Raw genomic sequence first — 18,261 nt, 5'->3', positions numbered from 1 at the left:
AGTTGTTAACCTATTAATGGTTTTGAATTCTTTAGGTCTATTATCTTTTTTCAGTTAACTTTAAAGAAATATTTGTAATTCAAATAAAATTCGTCCATGCCTTTTAAAAGTTATTGCCATAGTGTTAGAGATTTTGATTATATTGGTTAGGATATTGTCTTTTTAATTATCTTTTATTGATTTCGTTGAATAGTTAAAGAGATGCAGTGGAATAGTAAATTTATGAGGATGTCGTGGGTTAGTTTTTATTATCTTGTATCTTTTGCATATTCATTTAGCCAGCAGAATGTATTTACTAGTTTCATCTGTGCCACAGTGTTACATGGAATTTCTAGCAGCCTAGGATTAGCGACCACAACAGCAAGACATTGTGCTCGAGAAATTGCAACATTGAGACGGTTCTTGCTGTATAAAAATTGTATGTTGTGTGGAAGATCTTCCACACTTGAGGTTACCATAGAAATTAGTACAATAGGTGCTTCTTGCCCTTGAAACTTATCAACAGTACCAACCTTTGCATTATCTGGTAGGATAGAGCGTAGATAATTGACTTGTATATTGTATGGCGAGAGCACCAGAATATCATCTATGGTGATCTTACGTGTGCTGTTATCGTTGTTGGTGAATTCCTGACCAAGTAAAGATAGGTATTTCTTTTTGATAATCTCGCCTTCTTCTACGCTTTTTTGTGAACAGTTTTTATGTTCTATTGGAATCATAACAATCCCTTCATTAGGTAGATAGATATTTTGTAGGTTAAGGCTTCTTTTAGTCGTAATTTCGTGTGCTGTTAGGCGACCATCGTAGAAGGCATTAGAAATAAACTGGCAAATGCTTGGGTGCATACGGTAGGTCTGCTTAAGGAAAATACCGCGGTTAGCTGGAACAGTCGAGTTATCTTCTAATAAAAATTCTAGCACTGATAATCCAGCTGTGTCTGGATGGATGCCTTGTATAGGTTGACTTAACTGCATTTGGTCGCCTACTAGAATGATGTTCTTGGTTGCTATAGACATAGCGATTACATTAGCAATTGAGACCTGCCCAGCTTCATCAATGAACAAATAATCAAGTTTGCCAGCGAAATGGGGGTTAGCAAAGGTCCAAGCGGTACCAGCAAATAAATCTGCGTTAAGATCCATATTTTTGGTTGTAGTTTTAGAAGAGATGAATTGTGTGTCAAAGAATGTGTCTTTATTTTCTTTGTTAGCTTTTTTAATGCCGCGGAATTTCACGTCTTTTTCAACGGCAACCTCTTCTACCTTTTGTAAGAGGTTATGAATAGCTTTGTGTGAGTTAGAAGTAACCCCAATTTTTTTTTCTTTGTTTGATAAGTTCAATAATTATGTGGCTTATGGTATATGTTTTACCTGCTCCTGGAGGGCCTTGGATAAAGAGATAGCTATTGTCAAGTTTTGTGATAGCATTTAGCGTATCAGTTTGCAAATCATCAGAGGTAATTATCTTTTCATTTTCTTGTTTGCCCTTAATGCGTGGTACATTCTGATTTAGCAACTCTGTAGCTGGATGCGGGGTGTTTGGTTCCTTTAAGATATGGTCAGCATAGCGATAGATAGCAGAACGGAGTCCTGCGGAGTTAATTGGATGTGGCGGTCCTAGGGATAGGCTTTGCGGTAGTGACTTTTGATTTTTTCTGCGCTTAATTTTGATAAGTCTATTATTATCGTCTATTTCAACGATAGTACCAGCCTCCTTCATAAGAGTAATTATAACTGGTTTATCACCAACCTTTAGTTTATATTCTTGTTCTGAAAAGCGATAGCAATAAATAAAGGATTTTTCTTCTTCTTTTGGGTCATCTACTAGTTGTAAGCCTCCTAAACATTCAGGATCATTAATCAGTTCATCTTCAGTTTTATTTTGTCGTTCAAAAGTGTTCCACCATTGCGACTTGGTTTCTCTGTTATGAAACTCTAGTAAATGAGATAACCGTTCGTTAATAGGTAATAATTGGTTATCTTTGGTTCTGCCTAGTCGAGACTTGTAATCCTCATATTCAATTTCCCAGTCTTTGCGTTGCGGTTTTTCTTCTTTCATATCTTCAGACATATGCTTAAACCAGGGAGTATTTTTTGGTTTGATGGTGAGTAGCCAATTACGCAGTGAATAGGTAGAAACACAATCTATTTTATTATAATCAGCAATATTTTGTAGTAATTTAGCATCTTGGGTTTCTAGCCATTCGTGGTAAACTATTATGCTATCAGCGGCGGTTGTTACTGTGTTGGTTCGCTTGTTCATATAGAAAGTTTCCATATTTTTAATGGAATAGCCTGGTTCAGAGGTGCGGATGCTCTCACGTACTACCAAATATAGATCGACAAATTTTTTATTGCGTAGAAGATTATCAAGCTGCTCTTCACATACAGCATAACGGCAAGCTAGGCGTTTTAAAGCTGTGGTTTCATAATGGTTGTAATGATAGATATAAGCATGCGGATGTTTATCTAGATGGTTAGTAAGAAAATCCATAAAGTGCTTAAATGTTTCTTTTTCTTCTTTATGGTTATGCGCCCAGAATGGCTTAAATAATTCTTGATTATCTTTTAAATAATACACCCCAAATAAATATTCTAATCCTTTCGGGTGTAATGGATCACCTTCCATATCAAAGAACAAATCACCATCATTTGGCTCAGGTATACGGGTAAAGCCTTTACCAGGTTGAAACGGCAGAAGTTCGTATTTATTCTCTCCAGTGGTATTTTTGTGATGTTGTAAGATAGCTTGTGAGCGCAGGCGCTTAAATACGTCTTGGCTAAGATCAGCTATTTTGGTGTTCTGTACCGTAGTCGCTAGCTCTGCAACAGTATTTATACCTGACTTACGTAACTTGTCTATCTGTGATTTCTGTATGTTGGCGACAAGACTTAAATGGTCATCTTGTTTCCACTGTTTTTCGCAGTTTTCACGCCAATTGCAGGAATTGCAGTGGCTGCATGGTTCTGGATATGACTCTGTAGGTGGATTTTGCAAATATCTTTCAAAGCGTGTTTTAGTGCGAGTGTAGTAATAGAAAAAGTCATCTATTCGGAAGCTGTGCTTTTCGTCATCGTCTAGAAATAGGTGCATATTAGTTGGTCGTATTCCTTGCAGATTAGTTAACAGTTCTGAATAAACACAGAGTTGTATAATGTGTTTTGGTTCAGCTGTTTTTTTTAATTTAGTATCTAGTACTTCATAACTAAAAGTTCCTAAATCTGATGGTGTATTACATTTGATTAAAAAATCCGCATTACCTTGCCAAGGTTTAGTAAAGAGTACTGCTTGATAAATAACATCTACACCGGAACGTATAGCTTCAAGTGTTAGTTTGATGCTATTTTGTAGATTATGATCTTTGGGGATTTCAACAACTGATTTACCTTCATCTTTGAGTTGTTGCAGATAAGCTATCTCATGCTTTAAGCCTTTTTTCTGCAGTAATTGATTGGTGGAACTGATTTTGTTTTTATCTATATCTTTGTTGAGTGTCTTTAAATCAAGGAAGATTGCGTGGCGACACCCTAAAAAGGTGACCAAATCTGATGGTGAATATATAATCTGATCTTTATCGTATTTTTGCATGGCTTTATTCTATAAACTTAATTCATAACAAGTTACTTGATTATTAACTTAATTTCCATTATTTTCAATTTGCATATTCCGAGGAGTATTTTAAGCTGTGTTAAATAATTATATATTATAGTATGAAAAACTCGCAAATTATTTCAAAATTGTTAATAAATGGTTCATTTACTTGTATCTTAAGAAAGATTACGTACTTTTAATGTGGGTGACGGTTGGTTTTTCAGAAGAGCAAATTAGATTTTTGAATTAATTAATAAGAACAAAGACAAGGATAAAACAATGGCAATTAAAAAATCAGCATTATATAGTTCACTTTGGAAAAGTTGTGACGAATTGCGTGGTGGTATGGATGCTTCGCAGTATAAGGACTATATACTGATATTGCTTTTTGTGAAATATGTTTCAGATAAATATGCTGGTAAAGCGACTTCATTGATTGAGATTCCTCCAGGCGGTAGTTTTGCTGATTTAGTTGCATTAAAGGGTAATAAAGATATAGGGGAACAAATTAATAAAGCTATTAGTAACCTTGCTGAAGCTAATGATCTTAAAGGCGTGATAGATGTAGCTGATTTTAATGATGAAGATAAGCTTGGTAAAGGCAAGGAAATGCAAGACCGGCTATCTAAGCTGATAGCTATTTTTAATGATTTAGATTTTAGTAGTAATTGCGCGGAAGGGGATGATCTACTCGGTGATGCCTATGAATATTTGATGCGTCACTTCGCTACAGAAAGCGGAAAGAGTAAAGGTCAATTTTATACTCCTTCTGAAGTGTCGCGTATTATGGCAAAGATTATTGGTATTAATAAAAATACGCGTCAAGATCAGACGGTATATGATCCTACTTGCGGTTCTGGTTCTTTGCTATTAAAAGTTGCAGCTGAAGCGCCCAACGGTATATCTATTTACGGACAAGAAAAGGATGTTTCTACTACTGCTTTAGCAAGAATGAATATGATTTTACACAATAATGCAACTGCTGAAATAGCAGCAGGTGGTAGTAGCACACTTTCTGCTCCTGCATTTGCAAAATCTGAATCTGAGCTTAAAACATTTGACTTTATCGTTGCTAATCCACCCTTTTCAACAAAATCTTGGCAAAATGGTTTCGCTAAAGATGAGAAGAAAAACACTATTTCTGATTCATTCAATCGCTTTGAGTATGGTGTTCCGCCTGCTAAGAATGGTGACTATGCTTTTTTATTGCATATTTTGCGTTCGTTGAAAACAACTGGTAAAGGTGCGGTTATTCTTCCGCATGGTGTTTTGTTTCGTGGAAATTCTGAGGGCATTATCCGTAAAGAAATAATTAAACGCGGTTATATTAAAGGTGTGATTGGTTTACCTGATAATTTATTTTATGGTACTGGTATATCAGCCTGTATTATTGTGCTTGATAAGGAACATGCTGAATCCCGCAAGGGTATTTTTATGATTGATGCTAGTAAGGGTTTTATTAAAGATGGTAATAAGAACCGTCTACGTGAACAAGATATTCACAAAATCGTTGATGTTTTTAATAAAAATCTCGAGATTGAAGGATTCTCTCGTTTAGTTCCTGTTTCTGAAATAGCTGACCCTAAAAATGATTATAACTTGAATCTACCGCGTTATATTTATAGTGCCGATAAAGCAGATATTCATGATTTAATAGCTCATTTAAAAGGAGGTATTCCTAAAAGGGATATTGACGAACTGCAATGTTATTGGGATGTATTCACTGCTACAAGGGAAGTGCTTTTTAAGCAAAATGGTAGCCCAGATTATTTAACCGCGCGTGTAGCAAGTGATCAGGTTAAAACAGCAATTCTAGATTCTGTAGAATATCAGGAATATGCTAAAAAAGCTCAAGTCACATTAAGAGAATGGCAAAGTAAATATGAGCCTTATCTTAAAGCACTTGAGCAAGGATGTAAGCCTAAAGATGTGATAAAAGAAATATCAGAAGATTTACTTGCTAGATTCTCAAATGTTCCATTGATTGATAAATATGATATATACCAGAATTTGATGGATTATTGGTCTGAGGTTATGCAAGATGATTTGTATAAAATATCTGCAGAAGGTTGGAAAGATGCCGCGCAAATACGTTTGATAATTGATGAAAAAGATAGGGATATGAAAGTTAGAGAGATACCAGATCTTGTTATTGGTAATGGTAAAAATACGCAAAAATTTAAAGTTGATCTTATTCCTCCAGCTTTAATAGTGAAATATTATTACGCAGATGAAAAAAAGTTACTTGATGATTTAGAGGTACAACGTGAGTCTATCGTACAAGCAATTGAAAAGCTTACAGAAGATCATAGCGGTGAAGAATCTTTACTAGAAGATGCTAAAAATGAAAAGGGTAAAATAACTAAAACAAGTCTGAATGATCGTATTAAGCAGATTAAAGATGATGAAAATTTTGCCGATGAAATGTTAGTTCTTAAGCAATTGCAACAACTGCTAGAGCAAGAAGCTAAGTTAATTGCTGAAATTAAGTTAAAACAACTAGAAGTTGATAAGAAAATTATATTGCATTATGCTAAGTTAGATATTGATGAGATTAAAAATTTAGTTGTAACTAATAAATGGTTTTATCAGATGAATATTGTGGTTGCTAATGAGGTTGAGCGTGTAACGCAAGTTTTAGCTAATCGTGTTCAAGAGCTTGAAGAGAGATATGAACACCCCATGCCGGAACTAGTCAAACAAGTTTCATATTATTCTGACCGCGTAGAAGAGCATTTGAAAAAGATGGGGTTCAGTTGGTAATGGAAAAAATAAAAGCCGGTTACAAACAAACAGATATCGGACTTATTCCAGCTGACTGGCAGGTAAAACCAATATCAGCATTATGTGATATTTTTAATGGTACAACACCATCTACAGCTAACCCAGCTTTTTGGTTTAAGGGAGATATTCCTTTCTGTACACCATCAGATATAACAAGTATCTCAGGCAAATATATTGAAAAAACAGAGAGAAATATTACTTCTTTAGGACTTGCTAAAAGTGCTGGAAATTTGTCGCCAGTTGGTAGTCTTTTACTATGTAGTGCTGCTACTATTGGCGATGTTAAAATTGCTAATAGGAAAGTTCTGACGAATCAGAACATCACTTCTCTAATTTGTCATTCTGTAGATAATGAATTTATGTATTATAAGTTTCTCACCTTAAAAGACCAGATTTTAAAAATTTCCATTGGTTCAACTTTTTTGTTGTTGACCAAGAAAGATATTGCATGTTTTAAGGTTGATATACCTACACTAGAAGAGCAAAAAGCGATAGCGGCAGCATTATCTGATGTAGATAGCTTGATTGATAGCCTTGAGCAATTGATTAACAAAAAGCATGATATGAAAAAAGCCATGATGCAGCAGCTCTTGACAGGAAAAAAACGCCTCCCTGATTTTGCTGCCCAGCAAGATGATGAATCAAATTACAAACAAACAGATATAGGACTTATTCCAAAGGATTGGGAGGTGGTTTTGGTGGGTGATTTGTTTGATTTTAAAAATGGATTAAATAAAGCCAAAGAATTTTTTGGATACGGAACGCCTATTGTTAATTATATGGATGTTTTTAAATTGTCAGGTTTGCGGTTTAATAATATTCAAGGAAAAGTTAATGTAACTTTTCAAGAGAAACAAAATTTTTCAGTTAAGAAAGGTGATGTTTTTTTTACTAGAACATCTGAAACCGTTGAGGAGATCGGAATTGCATCTGTAATGTTGGAGGATTGTAATGAGACTGTATTTAGTGGTTTTGTATTGCGTAGTCGACCTAAGTCCAAGTTAATAAAAAAGGATTATTGTCAATATTGTTTTTCTTCTGATGAAGCAAGAAAACAGATAGTTTCTAAAAGTACTTATACTACGAGAGCTTTAACGAATGGGCGCCTTCTTTCGTCTGTGATTTTAGCTCTCCCCAAACCAGAAGAGCAAAAAGCTATTGCTAAGGTGCTCTCTGATATGGATAAAGAAATTGATATGTTAAAACAACGTCTCGATAAAGTACGTCTTGTTAAAATGGGTATGATGCAGGAACTGTTAACTGGTAAAACACGCTTAATTAAAACTGCTATAGCATAAGATATGTTCTGAAACGGCTTATTATTGTGCCTGCTGATAATTTTTAGTTTATTTCTTGCAAAGCAAAAGCGGATTAATTGCAAATATTTACTAATTATTATTTATAAAATAGGTTGAATTATCTTAATCTTTATTTACAAATATTAGTCAGATATTTTATTATAAATCTGTTCGTTGGTAATTTGGTTGCTTGAGTTTATGTTTAAAATCTTTATTGTTTGTTGAACTATCCATAAGCTTGAAAGCTAATATTATATCGAATAAAATTATTTAATTACTAGATATTGGGATAATAAGTTATGAGTGCAGTAGGAGCCCTAGAGCGTGTTACGCAAAATCGTATAGTTGAATTGTTCAAAAATCAACTTGGATATAAATATTTGGGTGATTGGAAAGATAAAGATAATAAAAATATAGAGATAAATTTATTAAAATCCTTTTTGCAAAAAAATAATTATAGCGATAAATTAATTGAGCGTGCTTTACGTGAGTTAGATAAAGCTACGGCAATAGGTTCTGGCCGTAGTCTTTATGATGCAAATAAAGATGTATATAGTCTACTGAGATATGGTATCAAAGTAAAAGACGGTGTTGGGGAGAAAAATGAGACCGTTTGGCTTATTGATTGGGCTAATCCAGAAAAAAATGATTTTGCTATTGCAGAAGAGGTAACTGTTAAAGGTGATAATGATAAGCGTCCAGATTTGGTGCTTTATATTAACGGTATTGCTATTTGTGTTATTGAACTGAAACGATCTACAAAGGGTGTGAGTGAAGGGATTAGACAGAATATTTTAAATCAAAATAAAGAATGTATTCGTCATTTTTTCACTACTATACAGTTGCTTATGGCAGGCAGTGATACCGGTGGTTTGCGTTATGGAACAATTGAAATAAGCGAGAAATATTACCTTGAATGGAAAGAGGAAGGTGGTATCGGTGATTATAAATTGGATAGACATTTATCACTTATATGTGACAAAAAGCGTTTGCTTGAGTTAATCCATGATTTTATTGTGTTTGATGCAGGCATAAAAAAGACATGCCGTCATAATCAATATTTTGGTGTTAAAGCAGCACAAAATTCTATAAATCGTCGTCAGGGCGGTATTATTTGGCATACACAAGGCTCTGGTAAAAGTCTTACCATGGTATGGTTAACTAAATGGATACGTGAAAATAAAAAAAACGCACGCGTACTTATCATTACTGACCGTAGAGAATTAGATGAACAGATAGAGAAAGTTTATCACGGGGTCAATGAGAATATTTATCGTACCACTAGTGGCGAAGACCTTATACATAGTTTGAATGCTAGCGAGCCATGGTTGATATGTTCGCTTATTCATAAATTTGGTAGTTCTGATAATAATGATTTAGCCGATAAAGATGTCGATAAATTTGTAGCAGAAATTCAGAAATATAGCAGATCAAACTTTAATGCAAAAGGTGATATTTATGTCTTTGTGGATGAGTGTCATCGCACTCAAGCGGGCAAACTTCATACTGCTATGAAAAAGCTTTTACCACATGCTTTATTCATTGGCTTTACTGGAACTCCTATACTTAAAAAGGATAAACAAACTAGTATTGAGATCTTTGGTCCTTATATTCATACATATAAATTTGATGAAGCTGTTAAAGATAAAGTTGTGTTAGATTTGCTATATGAAGCAAGGGATATTAACCAGATTGTTATTGCTCCTGATAAAATAGATGCTTGGTTTAAGGGCAAAACATCAGGTCTTACTGACTTCGCGCGAGCGCAATTAAAAAAGAGATGGGGGACTATGCAAAAGGTTCTTAGTTCTCAATCACGATTAGAAAAAATCGTAACTGATATCTTGTTTGATATGGAGATGAGACCCAGGCTTGCTAATGGGCGAGGCAATGCTATTTTAGTTGCTGGTAGCATATATCAAGCATGTAAATTTTATGAGATTTTTGCTAAGACAGAGCTTGCAGGTAAATGTGCTATTGTAACCTCTTATAAACCATCTTTGCAAAGCATTAAAGATGAGTATAGCGGAGAAGGTTATACAGATAAACTTAACCAATATAATATATATAAAAAAATGTTGTCTGATTTCTTTGAGCAACCAGAGGATCAATCGGTTAATCGTATAGACGAATTTGAAAAGAAAGTAAAGGAAAAATTTATTAAAGAACCTGGTCAGATGCGATTATTGATTGTCGTTGATAAGCTGCTTACAGGTTTTGATGCGCCATCAGCAACTTATCTTTATATTGATAAAAAAATGCAAGATCATACGCTTTTCCAAGCTATTTGTCGTGTAAATCGTTTGTATGGTGAAGGTAAAGAATATGGATATATTATTGATTATAGAGATTTGTTTAACTGTTTAGAAAGCTCAATTAGAGATTATACTAGTGGTGCATTTGATAATTATGATAAAGAGGATGTTACTGGATTAATCAAAGATCGCTTTACTACGTTAAAACAACGGATAGATGAAGCTCGTGAAACATTAAAAGCTCTTTGTGAAAATGTTAGCGAACCAAAAGATACAGCCGCTTATATTAAATATTTTTGTACGGAAGATAAACAATCAATTAGATTTGCCTTATACAAGGCAATTAATGCTTTTATTCGTGCTTATGCTGCTTTGGCTAATGAAATGCCTCAGGCGGGTTATTCAGCAGCAGAAATTGCCGAGATTAAAAATGATGTTAAACATTATGAACTTCTGTTACAAGAAATAAAAATAGCTAGTGGTGATTATATTGATATGAAGCTTTATGATCCTGCAATGCTGCATTTGATTAATTCATATATACAAGCAGATGAAAGTAGAACAATATCAGATTTTAATGATATGAGCCTTATCCATCTTATTGTTGAACTTGGAGAAGGGGCAATTGAAAGTTTGCCGAAAAAAATTCGTAATAGTGAGGAACTTACGGCAGAAACTATTGAAAATAATATGCGAAGATTAATAATTGATGAGTCAGAAGTTAATCCAAAATATTATGAAGAAATGTCTAAACTATTGGAGGAATTAATTAAAGAACGTAAAGATCAGGCAATAAAATATAAGGAATATATGCAAAAAATTAAAAATCTAGCAGCTAAACTTGTAAGAACAGAAACAAATAGCGCTTATCCTAAATCTTTAGCTTCACCAGCAAAACGAGCTTTATATGATAATCTAGGAAAAGATGAACAGCTTGCTCTTAAAGTGGATAATTTAGTTAGAACTACTAAAAAAGATAACTTCTTAGGAAATAAGGCTAAAGAACGTGAAATAAAATTAGCTATTACAGAGGTTGTAACCACTGCTGGATATGATGTCGAACATATATTTGAATTAGTCAAAAAGCAACAAGAATATTTAACATGATTATTAATGAGAAAATGATCACCGTTAATGAAATACCGGTTAAAGTTATTCGTAAAAAAATCAAGAATCTTCATTTAGGAGTATATCCACCTAATGGATTAGTAAGAGTTGCTGCACCAGAAAAATTTAGCGATGAATCTATAAGGTTAGCTGTTATAACGAGACTTAGCTGGATTAAACAACAAATAAAATCTTTTCAAGAACAACCGCGTCAAAGTAAGAGAGAGATGGTCTCAGGAGAAGATCATTATTATCTTGGTCGTAGATATTTATTAGATGTTGTTTATACGGATAAAACTCCTTTTGTGGAAATTAAAAATAAAAAAAAGATAGTATTAAATATCAACCTTGATACTGGAAGAGAAGCACGCGAAAAATTGCTAAAACATTGGTATCGTAACGAAATGCAAAAGATCCTCCCGAAAATTATTAAAAAATGGGAGATAAAATCAGGATTAAAGGTTCAATCTTACGGTATTAGAAGAATGAAAACAAAATGGGGAAGCTGTAACCAAACGCAAAAAAGAATATGGCTTAATTTAGAGCTTATAAAAAAGCCAAAAAATTGTATTGAATATGTAGTAATGCATGAAATGGTTCACTTTCTTGAACGCACACATAATGATAACTTTATATATTATATGGATCGATTTATGCCAAAATGGAGAATTTTCAAAAATGAATTAAATAAATCTGTACTTGCTTATGAAAATTGGTAATACGATTATTTTAGCAATAGTTGCTTAATTACTCTTTGTAATTTACAATAAATTCCTATGCTGCAAATTTAATTTACCTTTTGTTTTTTTAATAACTTTTCTATTTCGATAGTATTTTTAAATGAGAAACGGTGATCTACTATTATTATAGTTGTATTAGTTTTTTTTGCGTAATTTTCTATATCTTTTTTTAAATCTGTAAATTTTTTAGCATCTACACAAGAGAAAACTTCATCTAAAATAATAAGCGGTGACGTCGTTAGTTCTTTTTTTCGTAGTGTAGGCGAGCAATCAGTGTAGACTAGTGATTGGTGAATATTATTTTTATTATCAGTTATTGTTTTATAATAACTGGAGTCAATAGTTGATGCAATTAATGGTAGGATATCGTCAAAAGATAATATTTTTAGTCCTAAAATATTTAAAGTTTTAACTCCTATATAAATAGCTTTTTCATAGTTTGACGTTACTATTTGATTTTTATTATCTGAGTAGGTAGGGATAATATTTGCTACGCCTTTTAGATATTCACTTTTACCACCACCAGATGATCCGCTAAGAGAATAAACTTTGCCGCGCATAAAAATTTGTTCTTTATAGGTTTGGCGAGCTATAAAGCCCGAGATTTTAATTTTATCATTTGTTACTTTCATTGGAACATAAGAGTAGGGTGAAGCAAAAAGAGCTAATCGATCTAAAGAAATAGCTTGCGATTTAAATCCAGTAATTGCTAAAAATGCATTAGATAGATTAGAACGAATTAATAAAAAAGCGCTTACTATTAAAACAAAAGCTTCTTGAGTTGTAGAGAAATTACTGTAAAGGGCAACAATAATCACCAATGTAATATCACTTATAAAACGACATAATAAGGATAATACTCCGCGACAAATGACACTTTGCAGTCTTGTTTTATAAAATTGTTCTAATTGCTCTTGTATATTTTTTTTATACCATTGCATAAAATAAGTTATATATGGTGCTAAAGAAGTATTTTTGGCCTTGGAAATAGCATAGGCAATATATGTTGAACGTGTTAGGGCATCGAACCCTTTTACCGATTGTATACGAGTAGTATATAAAGACTCGATCGATAAACGATAAATTGTAAATAATAAAAATCCAAAAGCTAGTACTACTCCCAGACCGTAAAGACCATATGATAACCATAAAATTAGCATATTGCCAAAGATAAGAGCAGTTATACTTACAATATCCTGAAAATACCACGCGATACGCTCAAAACATGTGGTTAAATCCCGCGAAATTACCTGCAAATAAGTTTCTTGACGCTCCTCTCTGATGTTATGCAATCCTTCTAAAAATCGTGTACAGCTTTCTTTGCGTAAAAGATATTCAATATAAACCATAGCTAAAGTTCCTATAATAATACCAATAAGGATATATAGGATAATCCACCAGTATGAAATGGTATATTCTGGCAAAGTAAGATTTGTCATGAACATGAGCATAAAAGTTGGTATTGATATAGCACAAAAGCTTAATAAACTGGATTTAGTAAGAGATTCAAAACGCTTTTTAACTTTTGATGGTTTTCTTTCTTCCTCAGTCACTGTTGAGTAAGTTCTTTTTGTATCGTTAGATGTAAGACGCTTAGAGGTATAAGTGTTACTTGTAGCAAGATTTTCATAACTTTTGATTATTTTATCGGTTATTACTACATTCTCCATTTTTTTTAAATAATTTAATATGCGTATCGCTGCTATAGCATCAAGATTTGCAAAAGATTCGTTAATATATAAGGTTGTTTGCGTGGCATGTGCTAAAACAACCCCGCGCAGTAATTGAAGGCGAAAATATTGACCATCAGAGATATTTTTACCATCATAATCAATAAATTTTTGTAATGCTTGTTGTGCATTATGACCAAACTCTGGAATAAAAAGAAAAACCTCCAATAACTCCTCAATGAAAGATTCAGCAAGTGTAGTTTCTTTCCCTTGTAAGAGCTCTCCTAATGTAGTAGGCCAGATTGGCCATTCTTTAGAAAAAGTTATGGTTTTTTTTAATGTAGGTTGGTTTACGTTATTAGTTTCTCCACATGAAGAAATAGTAATTAGTTCTTTCAGTTGCGCAAGTGAACGATTTGCTTGTTTAAAAGCCATATATGATTGTGGAAAGGAAAGAATAGCTGATAAAATTGGTAATGATAGCCAAACAATTATACCTCCCCATTCTGTTGAAATCAAACCTATGCCTAGAATTACAGTTAATATATAAGGAAATAATCTACCAAATCCAATTGTATAGGTTTCAAGACCTTTTAAAAAAGTGTCTTTATTCCGCAATTGTACTTCTTCTTGAACATGTCGAGATATCTTTGTTAAGTCTTGTATATTTTTTATACTTTTTAAATAAGCTCCGTGCTTTACCCAAGTAGATCCTAACTCAATGCGTTCCGCGGTGCGATCCATAATTTTTTGATAATTTTTATCACTTAGTTTTGATAAAATATGGCTTATAGGTAAGAGTATAATTATAAGAGAAATAACAAATAAACCAGCTATACCATATAGATAAAATGATAATATAGTAGTTATAAAAATAAAAACAGGAGTTATTATAACAGATTGTGCAGACATAATATTATCTAAAACAAGATTTAAATCACGTGTACTTAAACGCTCCAATTTATTTAGTTCTATTTTATCGGCTTTTACAGAAAGTAATCTATATTCGTATTTTTTTATTAATTGCCTACCCCAAAAAGCATCTATCCGCATTAATATAGCACCAGATATAAGAAATAATATTGTTAAGGAAAATAATATATATATATTATGAGTTGTGCTCACATTATTGTTTATAGATGATCCAAGCGTATAAATAAAAAACAGCTGGGCAACAGATGATATAATTTGTAATAAAAAATAAATGGAGGTTATCGCTGGAGATATATTCCAAACACAGGCGAGTATATTGTTATTTATTATTTTTATATGCTCTTCGTGTTGATCTCTTTTATATGGTATTAAGGGAACAAATTTATAAAAAAATTTCATAACATTGGTTTGCATGAGTTTATTTTTCCCTGATTAATATATTAGTAATGCCATGTAGGAGATATTTTATTTAGTAATGAGATGGTTGAATTAATAGTCTTATTAAATTGCTCCTATACTTAAAATGGATTCACTGATAGTAGTTTATAGCCTTTAGTGCTTAATTTAATAGATTTAATAAAGCAGAAAATTATAAAAAATGTCAATAATTTACTTTACTTGTAATTTATTAAACGTTTATCTTTTACAAATTATCACTTATAAATTATTTATTAATATACTAACTTAATTTGTTTTTAGAAAAAAATCTGTAATATCATATACACATCGTTTTACCTTAGAATAATCATAAAAATGATATGGTATCTTTCTAATTTATAATTTTTAAAAATATTATCAAAATTATTAAATAAAATATTTCTAAAGGTTCTATATCTTGAAAAAGAAAAAAATATCCCCTATACACTTCCTCTGTAATGTTGAGCTCTTTAGATCAATGATAAAAAATATGAGTTATTTTCACTACAGCAATGCTCTATTTTAGCATCTCCAATTCTAGTAGACTGTGCGTTAGGATAATAAGCTTTTTCTGAACAACATTCATCTTTATTTAAATTTTCATCTTTAAACCAACATGCCATAAATTTTTAACAGCAACCGTATGTAAATTGGCATACGTCATGATAATTTTTTAAAGGTATGTTATTTAAATGAAGCCTAACATTTGGAATATATTCTATAATTATAGTAAAAAAATCGTAAAAAATACCAAGAATATTTGTTATATATCCACCTTTAAAAAGTGTATATCTAAAAATCTCTTTGAAAAAACTATCATGAATCAAATGTTTTTTTATAACTATTTTCTCATTAACTTCTTAGAAAAAGCAGTACAAATAAGGGCCTTATACGGACTCATTACTACTATGTATTTTATTTATATAATACTCACGCTCAGGTTTTAATTTTAGACCGTCACAACAGGAGTAATCATATTTCAAGAATATTGTAAATTCCTCTAAGAGTTAAAGATAAAACAAAAATAAAAATTAAAATGCTTAAAGTACAAAAGAAAATAATAGATCCTGTTTTGATTTTTAAAACATCTTTAGCTATTTTTTCTTATTATCCAATTTTTAAATATAACTAAAATAGCAATAAGATCATTTGTTATTATTTTTGAAATTATTAGTAATTTTTATAAAATATTATTTCCTATATCAATAATGATATCAATTCTGTCCGCAGACATTCTTAGAGTTTTTGGCTATGAATTCGACTTATTAAATATCTAGATGTGTATTTAGTAAAATATCTTGTTTTTGATTTCATTAAATATATAGACTTAATTAATAATTTTTTTGCTTAATATCTTACTAAAACTATTAGTATGTTTCCAACTAAGACTCTACTTACTATTGCAATAGTAAGTATCTTTGAAGCAATAGATAGCTTCTTCATTAACTTTAGTCTTAAACCATATAAAGTGGTAGATAATTATCATTCTTATATAAAAGATAACTGGCTTTATGCAAGAAAAGAGAAAGATATAGAAGAAAAAGATAACCATTAATTTAATATTTTCAAAAATTTTACCTACTAAGAAAGTTGGTAAAATTTGTTATAACCATTTTTTTCCTTCTCTTGTTTTAATTCTTTTTCATGCTGTTCAGGTGTCTTGGTTCACTCATTTCTATTATTTTTTAACCATTTTTTCCTTTGTACTTATATTTATAATGATTTAACGATTGATATGTTTTTAAAAAAATTCATTAATTTTATCTATGCTTTTTTGAATATCTGATTTAGCCTGTGAAAAGATTACCAATAGGAGCTCAATGAAGCAGGAACTTGTCAAAATGAGTCAAATTACTGCTTGAACATAGCCGGAATCCTAGCTCTTTAGGGCGGGGTGGATGTCAATTAATGTTTAGTTATGTTCTATAGCGCTGGATGATAAATGATTGAATTCGATTAAAAACTCCGGAGATATGTCGCCGGAGTTAAGAAAAGGAAAGATTAGCAAATCTCTACGTATTTATCCAGTAATTGCTGTATATGTTGGTAATCTTCCAGTAATGAATATTTGTTTTCAGCTGCTAAATGCACCATGCCGAGCGAACTACTTAGATCAAAGGTTTTGACTACAATATCCCCTATTTTTGGTTTTAGATTGAAGTTAATTACGCTAGGAATTTGACTAAGCTGTTTTGGTAAATCCATTGCTGTGATTGTTCCAGCCTTCTTCGATGATAGAAAGACCTGAAGTCCGTTTTTCTTGATCTGATAGCGTTGACCAATGCGTTGCAGAAATTTTTGCGGGGTCAAATAACTTTCCAAAGTTAATTCAATTTGATCATTGCCGAGACAGGTCTGGTTAAATAGAGGGTCTACGCCGCCGCTGATGCGTGCGGCGATCTCAACCAGCATTGGCCCTTGCGATGTGATGATGACTTCTGCATGTGCTGGGCCGAATTGAATATCTAGCGCATCTAAAACTCTGAATACGTATTTTCTTAGAATCTCGTATTCTTCGGAGTCGCTGTCAATGAGATAGTTTTTATCATAAATTTGCGCATAGCCTTCAATGCGAACTTTATCACAATGCCAAATATCACAAACATAGTGTTTTCCCTCGTGGCTGACGGTATTTACCATATATTCCGCACCCCGTAAAAAAGCTTGTACTAATACGGCCTGATTAACGGTTCCCATATTGTTTTCTGTACCAATAACTTGGTGAAACGCCTTGCTTAATTCCAGTTCTGAATGACAAATATGTACGCCGTCAGTGCCGGCACTATTAAGTGGCTTTAGTACGAGAGGCCATTGTTGTTGCTGTGCAAAAGTCAGAACTTCCTGCAGATCTGTAGTACGGCAATAGGCAGGAATTGGAATATCTGCCGCGGCTAACACATCCGCCATTGCAGATTTATCGCGCCGCGCAAGGCTTTTTTCAATGCCATTGCTATGCAGGCCGAAATGATGACTAAGTTTATCGGCTAGCAATACACCGGGTTCAATACCAGGCAGAATTTCACATAATTTTGCGTTCATTTTGTGTGCCAATTCTTTGATATTTTTTATAGTCATATTATCATCGCCGTTATGGACCAATGTGGCATCATAGCTTTCTAGATCAAATAGCTTAAGGCGTGGTAGGGGCATAGCGGTGCTAAGTAGATGAGCGCATAGATATCCTTTCTGATGTAGATAGTGGCAAAATTTACTCGCGGGTCCGTAGGCATCGACGATAACTACTAGCTTGTGATTTGTATGCATGGTTGGTTCCAATCTTATGAATAAATGAAATAAAAAAATACCTATACTGATGAAAAAAGTTTCTTAAATTATATGCTAATTATCATATAAAAGTATTTCTTAAAATATGATAAAATTGGAGCTAGTAATAGAAAATTTAATGTTATTCAATGATAATTATTCTTGATAAGTGATGAGAATTGGGTATATGGTAGAGATTAAT

The 18,261-nt window shown here is 32.5% G+C and carries 9 protein-coding genes; 4 read left to right on the top strand and 5 right to left on the bottom strand.

What is annotated here, in order from left to right:
- Positions 1-248: 248 nt before the first annotated feature.
- The gene (locus AB6T46_RS05320; protein WP_370931112.1) at positions 249-1,340 is read right to left on the bottom strand and encodes a DEAD/DEAH box helicase; all 1,092 of its coding nucleotides are present in this window, start codon (positions 1,338-1,340) and stop codon (positions 249-251) included.
- Entirely contained in the window at positions 1,297-3,588 is a 2,292-nt protein-coding gene (locus tag AB6T46_RS05315; RefSeq protein WP_370931111.1) for a TM0106 family RecB-like putative nuclease, read from the bottom strand. The genes AB6T46_RS05320 and AB6T46_RS05315 overlap by 44 nt, the downstream gene beginning before the upstream one ends.
- A gap of 282 nt (positions 3,589-3,870) precedes the next feature.
- Between AB6T46_RS05315 and AB6T46_RS05310 the strand changes: the two genes are divergently transcribed.
- The 4 genes from AB6T46_RS05310 (at position 3,871) to AB6T46_RS05295 (ending at position 11,754) form a co-directional block, all read left to right on the top strand.
- On the top strand, positions 3,871-6,354 hold the full coding sequence (locus AB6T46_RS05310; protein ID WP_370931110.1) for a type I restriction-modification system subunit M: 2,484 nt from the start codon (positions 3,871-3,873) through the stop codon (positions 6,352-6,354).
- Positions 6,354-7,673, top strand: coding sequence for a restriction endonuclease subunit S (locus tag AB6T46_RS05305; RefSeq protein ID WP_370931109.1), 1,320 nt, complete (start codon positions 6,354-6,356; stop codon positions 7,671-7,673). Before AB6T46_RS05310 ends, AB6T46_RS05305 begins: the two co-directional genes overlap by 1 nt.
- Positions 7,674-7,972: 299 nt before the next feature.
- Positions 7,973-11,035: a type I restriction endonuclease subunit R gene (locus AB6T46_RS05300; protein WP_370931108.1), complete on the top strand. Its 3,063-nt coding sequence runs from the start codon at positions 7,973-7,975 to the stop codon at positions 11,033-11,035.
- A gap of 14 nt (positions 11,036-11,049) precedes the next feature.
- On the top strand, positions 11,050-11,754 hold the full coding sequence (locus tag AB6T46_RS05295; RefSeq protein WP_370931107.1) for a M48 family metallopeptidase: 705 nt from the start codon (positions 11,050-11,052) through the stop codon (positions 11,752-11,754).
- A 68-nt stretch (positions 11,755-11,822) separates the two neighbouring features.
- Here AB6T46_RS05295 and AB6T46_RS05290 read toward each other — a convergent pair whose 3' ends face one another.
- The 3 genes from AB6T46_RS05290 to AB6T46_RS05280 all read right to left on the bottom strand — a co-directional run bounded on the left by AB6T46_RS05290 (position 11,823) and on the right by AB6T46_RS05280 (position 18,059).
- Positions 11,823-14,792 carry a hypothetical protein gene (locus AB6T46_RS05290; protein WP_370931106.1) on the bottom strand — a complete coding sequence of 990 codons (2,970 nt, stop codon included), beginning with the start codon at positions 14,790-14,792 and terminating at the stop codon, positions 11,823-11,825.
- Between the two features lie 473 nt (positions 14,793-15,265).
- Positions 15,266-15,418, bottom strand: coding sequence for a hypothetical protein (locus tag AB6T46_RS05285; RefSeq protein ID WP_370931105.1), 153 nt, complete (start codon positions 15,416-15,418; stop codon positions 15,266-15,268).
- Between the two features lie 1,378 nt (positions 15,419-16,796).
- Positions 16,797-18,059 (bottom strand): ATP-grasp domain-containing protein, encoded by a 1,263-nt coding sequence (locus AB6T46_RS05280; RefSeq protein ID WP_370931104.1) that lies wholly within the window; start codon positions 18,057-18,059, stop codon positions 16,797-16,799.
- Between the last annotated feature and the right edge of the window lie 202 nt (positions 18,060-18,261).

Source organism: Bartonella sp. DGB1, from assembly GCF_041345015.1.
Lineage (GTDB): Bacteria > Pseudomonadota > Alphaproteobacteria > Rhizobiales > Rhizobiaceae > DGB1.
The sequence above is the reverse complement of the archived record's forward strand: the minus strand, read 5'-3'. Positions and strand labels throughout refer to the sequence as shown.

What these genes read in the sequence shown, in the direction of transcription:
- AB6T46_RS05315 (WP_370931111.1), bottom strand. Translation starts at nt 3,588, where the DNA reads ATGCAAAAATACGATAAAGATCAGATTATATATTCACCATCAGATTTG.
- AB6T46_RS05310 (WP_370931110.1), top strand. Translation starts at nt 3,871, where the DNA reads ATGGCAATTAAAAAATCAGCATTATATAGTTCACTTTGGAAAAGTTGT.
- AB6T46_RS05305 (WP_370931109.1), top strand. Translation starts at nt 6,354, where the DNA reads ATGGAAAAAATAAAAGCCGGTTACAAACAAACAGATATCGGACTTATT.
- AB6T46_RS05300 (WP_370931108.1), top strand. Translation starts at nt 7,973, where the DNA reads ATGAGTGCAGTAGGAGCCCTAGAGCGTGTTACGCAAAATCGTATAGTT.
- AB6T46_RS05295 (WP_370931107.1), top strand. Translation starts at nt 11,050, where the DNA reads ATGATCACCGTTAATGAAATACCGGTTAAAGTTATTCGTAAAAAAATC.
- AB6T46_RS05290 (WP_370931106.1), bottom strand. Translation starts at nt 14,792, where the DNA reads ATGCAAACCAATGTTATGAAATTTTTTTATAAATTTGTTCCCTTAATA.
- AB6T46_RS05285 (WP_370931105.1), bottom strand. Translation starts at nt 15,418, where the DNA reads ATGGCATGTTGGTTTAAAGATGAAAATTTAAATAAAGATGAATGTTGT.
- AB6T46_RS05280 (WP_370931104.1), bottom strand. Translation starts at nt 18,059, where the DNA reads ATGCATACAAATCACAAGCTAGTAGTTATCGTCGATGCCTACGGACCC.